The sequence below is a fragment of the Prosthecobacter sp. genome, from assembly GCF_044378005.1.
In the GTDB taxonomy this organism is placed as follows: domain Bacteria; phylum Verrucomicrobiota; class Verrucomicrobiia; order Verrucomicrobiales; family Verrucomicrobiaceae; genus Prosthecobacter.
The window spans coordinates 17,422-27,341 of sequence record NZ_JBILYB010000081.1; the positions used below are offsets into that span (position 1 = coordinate 17,422).

Consider the following 9,920-nt stretch of genomic DNA (forward strand, 5'->3'; position numbering starts at 1 on the left):
TGATCTCACTCAGCCAGCTTTGCGTCCCGTCGCTGACAGCCACTTGCCTTTCGTCACCACGCGATCCCAGCGGATGCCACAGCTTTCGGCGACCTTGAGGCATGGGCCAGCCTGTGTCTTGAGGATGCCTGAGGCCATCAATGTGCCACCGGGTTTCACCGCGCGAACGATTTGAGGGAAAGCCTGCTCCAGGATGTCCACGAAGATGTTCGCGGCGACGACATCCCACTGCTCCTTCGGTTCCCATTCGAGCACATCGACTTCGGTGAAGCGGATCTTGGGTGCGCCATTGCGCTGGGCATTTTCTTTGGAAACGAGCACCGCTTTGGGATCGAAATCGCATCCCCAGGACTTCGCCGCGCCGAGCTTCTCCGCCGCGATGGCGAGGATGCCGCTGCCACAGCCAAGATCGGCCATCGTCCAGCGCTGGCCTTTCCGCTCTGCTGCGGCATCCACCAGCATCCGCAGCACGGTGGCCGTGGTGGCGTGATGTCCGGTGCCAAAGGCCATGTCCGCCGGGATGGCGATGATCTCGCGGCCTGGATGAGCACGCTTTTCTTTGGCGATCTCCTTCTCGGTGCGGGCGCTGACGATCACCAGCTTGTCACGCACGGCGATACTCGGCATGGGCTCTTTGGAAAGCGCGGCCCAGTTCTGCTGCTTCACCTCGCGCACACTGCCGCCCCATTCTTTTTGGATGGCCACGACGTCCTTCTTTTTCTCCGTGTAGATCTCCACACGGATCATGGTTTTCGTCGGCACGGTGGTGATGACGAGATTCAGTGCAGGATTGCCGGAGAAGCGCTCTTCCCAGGCATCCGCCCATTTTTCAGAGGATAGTTTGGACCAGACGAACATCCGCCGATCATGCGGTGGCAGAGACACTGTGCCAGTGGATTGTCAGATCATCTGTGTGATGCTGACGCCTCTCTCATCGACACCCATGGCCCACATCGCTCTTCTCCCCTTCGGCAGTGCTGGAGATGTCTTCCCCTTTCTCTGGCTCGGGCGGCTGCTCCAAGCACGCGGTCATCGGGTGACGATGATCGTGGCCTGTTTGTTTGAAGACTCGGTCCGCGCCGCTGGACTGGAGGTCATCCCGCTCGGCAAACCCGAAGTCTTCGAGCGACTGATCGCCGATCCCCGCATCTGGAAGCTGTATCAAGGCACAAAGATGGTCTTCGAGTTCGCCGGTGAAAGCGTCGAGACCTTCCTCCAGCCCATCGAGCAGCGCCAGGGCACAGCAGATGCCTTTGATCTCCTGCTGGCTCCCTGCACGGCCTTTGCCGGCAGACTGGCGCGCGAGGCACTGGGCATTCCTTTGATCAATGTGCATCTCCAGCCCGCCGTCATGATCAGCGCGCATGAGACACCCATCCTTTTTCCCGGCATGGAGCATCTGCAAAAACTGCCGCTGTGGTTCCGACGCTGGCTCATTCGTCTGCCGAACCCGGCGGACCGCTTCGCCGGGCCTGCCGTGGCACGCGCCTGTGCTGCACGTGGAGTGCAGCCGCCGAAGAGCCTCTGGTGGGACTGGGCGCACTCGCCGGACGGCACGCTCTGCCTCTTCCCCGAATGGTTCGCCGCCTCACAGCCTGACTGGCCCGCAGGCGTGCAGCAGTGGGACTTCCCGCTCGAAGACCTCGCCACCGAGCAGGCTCTCAGCCCGGCTTTGCAAAACTTCCTCGCCCGTGGAGACAAGCCCCTCATCTTCACGCCCGGCAGTGCCAACATCCACGCGCGCAGCTTCTTCGAGGTCGCCCTTGCTGCTGTCACTCGACTGCAAAAGCGCGCCGTCTTCGTGACACGAAAGCTCGATCAACTCCCCGCCTCCCTGCCTGATTCGATCCTGCCCGTGGAGTATGCCCCCTTCTCCACGCTGCTGCCACACGCCGCCGCTTTCGTGCATCACGGTGGCATCGGCACCATGTCCCAGGGATTCGCCGCAGGCATCCCCCAGCTCATCATGGCCATGGCGCACGATCAGCCGGACAACGCCTCGCGCATCACCCGACTCGGTGCCGGGCTAGGACTTACACCGCGCACCTTCACACCGGATCGAGTCTGCCACGCGCTGCACCGACTGCTGAGCGAACCCTCCTTCACCACCTCCGCACGGCAATGCCGGGAGAAAACACTGGCTCGACGTGAAGCCTCCATCTTGGCCGAATGGATCGAAGCGCGTCTGAAGTGAATGCCTCCGACAGGTTTTTGATCTCGACATCGAATCACGATCCCATTCAAACTCCCGCCGCCATGAGTGATCCCATCAATCCCTACGCCCCACCTCAAGTCGATATTCTGCCACCCGTCGATCCCAGCAAAAATGAACGACTTGCCTCTCCCTGGCGGAGACTCGGTGCCAGCCTGCTGGACGCCTTGATCCTGTCGGCGATCAATCTGCCGCTCATGTGGTTCACCGGCTACTTCACGCGCACCTTCCAGCGAGCTTCTCAGGGAAACAATTCGGCTTTTGAGCCCGAGCAATTGGTTTGGGGAGCCGTGGGATTCGTCGTCATGGTGGTGGTGAACTGGAATCACCTCGCCGTCGGCGAAACCATCGGCAAACGCGCTCTCGGACTGCGCATCGTGCGCAAAAGCGGTGAAGCCACGGATCGCAATCACATCATCCTCCGCCGCATCCTGCCGCTTCAGATCGTCTCCCTGATTCCCTACATCGGGCCTTTCCTGGCGCTGCTGGATTCACTCTTCATCTTCCGCTCGGCCCACAACACGCTGCATGACGACATCGCCGACACGAAGGTCGTCGATCTCCGCCCGGTCGGAGCCTGAGCAAGGAACGTCGAAGGGGGCAGGCTTTGCCAGATTGTTTTTCTCTGCTTCTGCCTACCCCGAAATCTCCCGCGTCTCCCGGCAGTCGGGGTAGCCTGTGCAGCCCCAGAAAGGCTTCCCGGCGTGCTGACCTTTCCCAGCAGTCCGGCGGCGCATGGGCTTCCCACAGGCCGGGCATTTCGGGGCGTCAGACTCGTCGGACGGGTCAGACCCGTCTGACTTCCCTGCTGCCCGCGCCTTCACGCGCTTGGCATGCAGATTTTCCCGGAAGCCGCCATTCTCCAAAAAGTCCCGGCCTTGGCTTTCCAGTTGGCGTTTCAGCAGGTAGGCCGCCTGGTTCACGGCGCAGAGCATGGCATTGGCCGCCAGTTCCGGCTCTGCCTTGAGGATGAAGTCCGCCAGTCCGGCCAAGCCTGTCAGGCGTACCTGGCCCGGTTTCGCGGGTGGCAGATTCGGGGCGGTATCGTGCTTCAGGCGCTCACGCATCGCCAGAGCCTCGCGGCAGTCTTTCGGCCACACCCGCAGACTGTTCTGCATCAGGAAGCTCTTGTAATCCTTGAGCAATTCATCGTTCAGGCTCGCACGAGCCACATTCGTCAGATGCATCTCCGAGCGCTTCGAGGTGGCACCCGCCCCGCTGCCCTCACTGATGTTCCTCACCCCGCTGCGCGCCGCCTGTACCATCTGATCATGCGAACGAGAGCGCTTGTCGATGAAGCGATTGCAGAAGACCACGGTGGCATCATAGACCGCCTCAGCCACCTTGTAGCTGCGCAGGCTCACGCCGCCGCCATCTTCTCCAGCTCCTCCGTGGCCTTTTCCCAGGCGGTGGTTTGTTTGGCGACCTGGGGCTCGATGCCTTCGAGTTCCTCGGTGAGGGCGCGGAACTTCACGGCATCGGAGTAGGTGCTGCCATCCTGGAGGAGGGCGACGAGTTCGAGCTTCCTCTTCTCAAGAGTGGCGAGTTCGGCCTCGATGCGGGCGATGCGGTCTTCGACGCCTTTGCGGGTCTTCCCCTGCGCGGCGCGGGCTTCGGCTTCGAGGCGGCGCTGCTCTTTGCTCTTCGGGCCGGAGCTTTCACGCTTCGGCGCGGCGGCGGCAGCGGAAGGAGCGGTCCAGGTGCTGGAACTGGTGGGCTGCTGATTCGTGAGCGTGGCGGTGAGGGCCTCGCGAGCGGAGGTGGCCTTGGTTTTATCCAGGAAATACTGATAATCCCCCGCATACGGCGTGAGCACGCCGGAGGCGATGTGCAGGACGCTGCGCGCCATGGCGCGGATGAAGTGAACGTCATGGCTGATGAAGACGAGCGTGCCTTCATAGTCCTCCAGCGCGCCGATGAGCGCATCGATGCTGCCCATGTCGAGATGCGTGGTGGGCTCGTCCATGAGGAGGAGGTTCGGCGGATCGAGCAGCAGGCGGACGAGAGCGAGGCGGCTCTTTTCACCACCGCTGAGGATGCCCACGGGCTTGAAGACATCGTCGCCCTGGAAAAGGAAGCTGCCGAGGAGGGTACGACAGAGATTTTCCCCCGGACGGCTGGGCAGATCCATGGCGGACTGGAGGACGGTGTGCTTCATGTTCAGCACGTCACCACGATACTGGGCGAAGTAGCCGAGCTTGACGTTATGCCCGAGATCGCGTTTGCCCGACTGCGGCGTGAGGGCACCGGCGAGCAGCTTCAGCAGGGTGGACTTGCCCGCGCCGTTCGGGCCGACGAGCACCTGGCGCTGGCCGCGCTCGATCTCGAAGTCGAGTGACTCATACACGGGCGACTGGCCGTAGGCGAAGGCCACGTCTTTGAGAGTCATGACGCGCTGCCCGCTGCGTGGCGGCTGGGGGAAGCGGAACTTCACGGTCTTTGCCGCCGCCATGGGTGCATCGACCTTCTCCATGCGGTCGATCATCTTCAGCTTGTCCTGCGCACGGGAGGCGAAGTTGGCCTTGGCTTTGAAGCGATCCGCCCACTGCTGCATCTTCGCGATCTCGCGCTGCTGATTGTCATAAGCGCCCTGCATCTGCTCCATGCGCGCGGCCTTTTCGCGGAGGTAGTCGTCGTAGTTACCACGGTAGCGATAGATGCGGCTGTGAGCGATCTCCAAAATGGCATCGGTCAGCGCGTTCAGGAACTCGCGGTCATGCGAGATCATGAGGATCGCGCCGGGGTAGCTCATGAGGTATTCCTGGAACCAGATGAGGGATTCGAGATCGAGGTGGTTCGTCGGCTCATCGAGCAGGAGCAAGTCGGGCTCCTGAACGAGAAGCCGGGCGAGATGCGCGCGCATGACCCAGCCGCCGCTGAGCGTGCGGGCATTGCGGTGGAAGTCGCTCTCGCGGAAGGCCAGGCCTTTGAGGATGCGCTTGGCCTTGGGCTCCGCCTCCCAGGCGCTGTGCTCGGGCACGTGGCTGGTGGCCAGCTCCAGCACGGTGACGTCATCGATGGGGGCGCTTTCCTGAGGCAGGAAGCCGAAGTCGAGCCCCTTTTCCATCGTCACCTGGCCATCGTCGGGGGTCGTTTCGCGCAAGAGCAGACTGAAGAGGGTGGACTTGCCCGCGCCGTTCGGGCCGATCAGGCCGATCTTCTCGCCTCGATTGATGTGAAACGACACGCCGCTGAAGAGCGTGCGGCCGGCATAAGTCTTACTGACATTGGAAACGGAAAGCATAGGGGGCCGACTCAGTGGGCGGGGATGGTGGATCGCGCAAGGCAAAGCAGGCCCGCGATGAGAACCCTTTTCCTGGCTCGACTTCACCGCGAGACGTGGGCAGAATCCATCATCGCCATGAGTTCCCCCATCTACTTCACCACCGTCAAATCCCCCCTCGGCAAGATCACCCTGACCGCGACGGATCACGGCCTCTGCGGGCTGTATCTCGAAGATCAGAAGCACTGGCCGGAGGACTCAGCGACCTGGCAGCGCGATGATGGGGCACGCTTTGATGCAGCGCGGACCTGGGTGGCGAATTACTTCGCCGGGAAAGGCAAAGGACGCCTGCCAAAGATGGCCCTCACCACGGGCACTGATTTCCAAAAACGAGTCTGGAAGGCTCTGGCAGACATCCCCACAGGGAAGACGCAAACTTACGGACAAGTGGCCGAGCAGATCGGCTCGCCGAACGCGGTGCGTGCGGTCGGTGCCGCCGTGGGGAGGAATCCCCTCTCCATCCTCGTGCCCTGCCATCGCGTGGTCGGCAGTAACGGTGCGCTGACCGGCTATGCAGGCGGCGTGGAGCGGAAACGCTGGCTGCTGGAGCACGAGGGCGCGCTGTAGTGGGGCAACTTCCCGCTGGCATTTGCGGGCATCCTGCATCAAACAACGCGCCCAACGTTTGCCCCAAGCCATGCCGACCACCTACCACATCGTCCCCACCCAGGCGCACAATGATCTCGTCCGCGCCGCCTACCTGCACCGTGGCTACACCGCTGATGAAGCGGAAGACGCCGCCCGCTTCTGTGAGATGGCCAGCGCGCATGGCATCCGCACGCACAATGCCATCAAGGCGCTGCACCTCGACCACCTCTTCGGCAGTGCCACCGGCGGCTGCAAACCCGGTGCCGAGATCAAGGTGATTGACAAGAAATTCGCCGCCAGTGAAGCCTGGGATGGCAATCTGAAACTCGGCCAGAGCGTGGCCTTCCGCGCCATGGAGCGCTGCATGGAAATGGCCGACAAATACGGCATCGGCCAGGTGAGCGTGGACAATGCCTTCCACTACCTCTGGGGCGGCGGCTACGTGATGGACGCAGCCAAGAAAGGCTACATCGCCTACACGAACTGCACCTCCACGCTCGGCGAAGTGGTGCCCTTCGGTGGCAAGTTCCCCGTGCTCGGCACGAATCCCCATTCCTGGGGACTTCCAACGCAGGACGCCTGCGGTTTCCCCATCGTCATCGACTGGGCCACATCGACGGTTGCCATGGGGCGCGTGCAGGTGCTGAAGCGCGAAGGCAAGCCGCTCCCTCCCGGCGCTGCCGTGGATGCAGCGGGCAAGCCGACCACGGACCCAAATGAGGCCGCCTGGCTCCTGCCTTTCGGCGCGCACAAAGGCTACGGCCTCTCCCTGCTCATCGAAGTCATGGGTGGCATGATCGGTGGATCTCTGCCGACCCTGCGCGGCGGTGGTGCTCACCCCGACATCAAGAGCCAGCCCTTCCCTGCCGACGAAAAGCGCACGAGCGCCTTCTATTTCCAGGTCATCCATCCCGATGCCATCAGCAGCGGTCTCTTTGCCAAAGGGCGTAACTTTAAAGAGAACGTGAAGGCTGTGATCGACGACATCCTCGGCCACGGCAACGAAGCCTGCATGCTGCCCGGCCAGCCCGAGGCGCAAAACGCCGCCCACACCGCGAAAGCCGGCGGCCTGCTCTTCACCACCGCCGAAGTCGAAGCCCTCAACGAGATCGCCGACGAAGTGAAATCCGCCCGCTTCGATGTCGCCGCCTTGGCGACTTACGACGTGCCTTGATCCCCATGCACGCCCTCGACGCCCTCAGTTACGTATTAGAACATCAACCCGAACTCGGTGCCGAAGGCCGTGTGCTCTTCTTGCGCGCGCAGCCAGCCGCCGTGCTGGAGCGCTTCCAAGGCCGCCTCACCTGCGAGCAGCCCTGGAAGCCGCGCGCCGTGGCTCTCGAAGCCGCCGGATTTACCGTGAGCCGGGACAACACGGGCACTTACCAGACCGTCATCCTCCTGCCCGAGCGGCAGCGTGAGACGATCTTCGGTGACATCGCCCGAGCTTACGAACTGCTGGCCGAAGGCGGTACGCTCGTCGTGGCCCTGCACAACGACTGGGGCGCAAAACGCACCGAGCAGCAGCTCGCCGAGATCACTGGCGAAGTGCAAACCGTGTCGAAACATCACAGCCGTGTCTTTTGGACCACCAAAAGCAAGGCTTGGGATGCCGCCAAAATCACCGCCTGGAAAGAAGCCGCTGCCATGCGCCGCGTTCTCGACGGGCGCTTCTGGTCCGTTCCCGGCCTTTTCCACTGGGATGAGATCGACGACGGCTCCCGCCTTCTCACCGAGCATCTGCCGAAGAGTCTCAAAGGTGCCGCCGCTGACCTCGGCTGCGGCTGGGGTTACCTCAGCGACCATCTTCTCCGCTCCTGTCCGAACATCAGCAGCCTCGACTGTTACGAAGCCGATGGAGCCGCGCTGGAGTGCATCCGCCGAAACCTTGGCAACACACCCACCGCCATTCGTCCGCGCCTGCACTGGACCGATGTCACCGCCGGACTCGGTGCCGGAAAGTTAGACGTCATCATCATGAATCCGCCTTTCCATGACGGACGTGATGCCGACCCGCTGCTGGGCATCAAATTCATCACCGTCGCCGCCTCCAGCATGCGCAATGGTGGCGACCTCTGGCTCGTGGCCAACAAACATCTGCCGTATGAAAACATGATGAAGGAGTGCTTTGAAACCGCACGCACCGTCATCGAACAGGGCTCCTTCAAAGTGCTCCACGGTTCCCATCCACAAGCCCACGTTCAGAAGCACGCCGCAGCCCGCCCGCGACGTGGAAGATAAAGTTCTCCACAAGAGCAAAAGCCCCTTGCCAAGAAAGCATCGTCGTCCATAATCGCGGCCCTTCCGAAAGGATGGAAATGGGTAGGTGCCCGAGCGGTTAAAGGGGGCAGACTGTAAATCTGCTGGCTTACGCCTACGCTGGTTCGAACCCAGCCCTACCCACCATTTTCATCCTGAAGGAGTTATGACGAATAGCCCAACTCAATGAGTTGGGCTTCTTTTTTGGCGGCGGGCCATTTGCGGGCCACTTTTCACCTTTATCGGCTGATTGTGTTTGAGCCTGTTAGCACTCGTTCTCAGAATCTACTCCATCCGCTAGCCTTACTCCTAGCCACTTCAATTCAGTGCACCATTCCGAAGAGGTTTGAGCCTTTTATCAAACCATGGCAATCAGGGATGTGCCGCACTTCGACTTGCCCGCTATCCGGTGCCCCGCTTTGCTGGAGTTATGTGTGGCCGTCTGAATCAATTCGCCAAGATCCCTGCGCTCTCCGTTGCCGGGCGGGCTCTGCGTGTCGAGCGGCGGAAGGTCAGGGCTGGGGAGGACAAGAAATCTGAGGTGCCCGTGATCAACAATATCTGCCCCACCGACTATGCCGATGTCTTGACGATGGATGGTGGCGAGGTGGGCGTGGAGCGGATGCGTTTCGGGCTCGTGCCGAGTTGGGCCAAGGGCGGCAAGGCGGAGGTGTCGAAGAAGTTCGTCCACACCTTCAATGCGCGCTGTGAGTCGGTCTTCGAACTGGCCTCCTACCGGGGACCGATCATGCAGCGCCGCTGTCTGATCCCCGTGCGTGGCTGGCACGAATGGCCGGACCGCCAGACGCCTTACTTCATCCACCGTGCCGACGGTGCGCCTCTTTTGCTCGCAGGGATCTGGGATGTGTGGGAAAGCCACGACTCCACTGACGAAGCCAGCGGTCCGGTAGTGACCTCCATGAGCGTCATCACCACGCCGCCGGGCCGCTACATGGGGAAATTTCATGACCGCAGCCCGCTCATTCTGGAGGGCGAATCTGCCCTCGCTTGGCTGCAACCGGGGAGGCGAAGCGAAGACCTTCGCGCTTTCTTCAAACCTTATGAAAGCGAGCATCTGGAGGCTTATCGTGTCGCTATGCTGGCGAATCAGGCGCAGAACAAAACGGAGGCTGTATTTGCGCCCATCGCTCCACCCGTTCCCCAGGAGGGGAGCGAATCGGTGGAGGCAGTTAGCGTTCAGGATGATGAATTGCCGGGCTTGAAACTGTTCTAAAGAACAGTTATAGATGGACTGTGATTACTTTGCGCCATCCCCCTCTCCCACAGCTTCTCTGGCTTTGCGAAGCCCGTTCCTGGATTCGGCATCAGGTGCCTCTGCTCGGCAGCATCATCGCGGGACGCCCCGAGTTTCAAGAGGGTCGCATGGATACCTGCATCGACATCGACCCCACGACGTTGCGCCTGCCGAAAAACGCCCGGACATTTGCGCTGAAGGTCCGGGGTGATTCCATGCGGAATGCGGCCATCTTGGAGGGCGACATTGTCATCATGGAATTCCGCGAGGCAAAGCATGGTGACATTGTGGCCGCACTCATTGACGGCGAGACGACACTGAAG

At 61.7% G+C, this 9,920-nt stretch carries 10 protein-coding genes and 1 tRNA gene; 8 read left to right on the plus strand and 3 right to left on the minus strand.

What is annotated here, in order from left to right:
* Positions 1-9: 9 nt before the first annotated feature.
* Positions 10-885: a 50S ribosomal protein L11 methyltransferase gene (locus tag AC6FTP_RS15675; RefSeq protein ID WP_497207856.1), complete on the minus strand. Its 876-nt coding sequence runs from the start codon at positions 883-885 to the stop codon at positions 10-12.
* Between the two features lie 58 nt (positions 886-943).
* Between AC6FTP_RS15675 and AC6FTP_RS15680 the strand changes: the two genes are divergently transcribed.
* Both AC6FTP_RS15680 and AC6FTP_RS15685 read left to right on the plus strand, forming a co-directional pair.
* Positions 944-2,194 carry a glycosyltransferase gene (locus tag AC6FTP_RS15680; protein WP_497207858.1) on the plus strand — a complete coding sequence of 417 codons (1,251 nt, stop codon included), beginning with the start codon at positions 944-946 and terminating at the stop codon, positions 2,192-2,194.
* Positions 2,195-2,256: 62 nt separating this feature from the next.
* On the plus strand, positions 2,257-2,793 hold the full coding sequence (locus AC6FTP_RS15685; protein ID WP_497207859.1) for an RDD family protein: 537 nt from the start codon (positions 2,257-2,259) through the stop codon (positions 2,791-2,793).
* 54 nt (positions 2,794-2,847) lie between these two features.
* On the opposite strand, the gene AC6FTP_RS15690 is transcribed toward AC6FTP_RS15685, so the two are convergent.
* Positions 2,848-3,576, minus strand: a complete 729-nt coding sequence (locus AC6FTP_RS15690; RefSeq protein WP_497207860.1) for a four helix bundle suffix domain-containing protein — start codon at positions 3,574-3,576, stop codon at positions 2,848-2,850.
* Positions 3,573-5,456: an ABC-F family ATP-binding cassette domain-containing protein gene (locus AC6FTP_RS15695; RefSeq protein ID WP_497207861.1), complete on the minus strand. Its 1,884-nt coding sequence runs from the start codon at positions 5,454-5,456 to the stop codon at positions 3,573-3,575. Before AC6FTP_RS15695 ends, AC6FTP_RS15690 begins: the two co-directional genes overlap by 4 nt.
* Positions 5,457-5,573: 117 nt before the next feature.
* Between AC6FTP_RS15695 and AC6FTP_RS15700 the strand changes: the two genes are divergently transcribed.
* The 6 genes from AC6FTP_RS15700 to AC6FTP_RS15725 all read left to right on the plus strand — a co-directional run.
* The gene (locus tag AC6FTP_RS15700) at positions 5,574-6,062 is read left to right on the plus strand and encodes a methylated-DNA--[protein]-cysteine S-methyltransferase (protein ID WP_497207862.1); all 489 of its coding nucleotides are present in this window, start codon (positions 5,574-5,576) and stop codon (positions 6,060-6,062) included.
* A gap of 70 nt (positions 6,063-6,132) precedes the next feature.
* Positions 6,133-7,257: an Ldh family oxidoreductase gene (locus AC6FTP_RS15705; protein WP_497207863.1), complete on the plus strand. Its 1,125-nt coding sequence runs from the start codon at positions 6,133-6,135 to the stop codon at positions 7,255-7,257.
* 5 nt (positions 7,258-7,262) lie between these two features.
* Complete coding sequence (locus tag AC6FTP_RS15710) at positions 7,263-8,324, plus strand: class I SAM-dependent methyltransferase (RefSeq protein ID WP_497207864.1); 1,062 nt, start codon at positions 7,263-7,265, stop codon at positions 8,322-8,324.
* A 79-nt stretch (positions 8,325-8,403) separates the two neighbouring features.
* Positions 8,404-8,489: transfer RNA gene (locus AC6FTP_RS15715), tRNA-Tyr, on the plus strand.
* Between the two features lie 283 nt (positions 8,490-8,772).
* A complete protein-coding gene (locus AC6FTP_RS15720) occupies positions 8,773-9,576 on the plus strand; it encodes an SOS response-associated peptidase (protein ID WP_497207865.1) in 804 nt (267 codons plus the stop codon).
* A 29-nt stretch (positions 9,577-9,605) separates the two neighbouring features.
* Positions 9,606-9,920: LexA family protein (locus AC6FTP_RS15725; protein WP_497207866.1), on the plus strand; the 315-nt coding region annotated here is incomplete at its 3' end.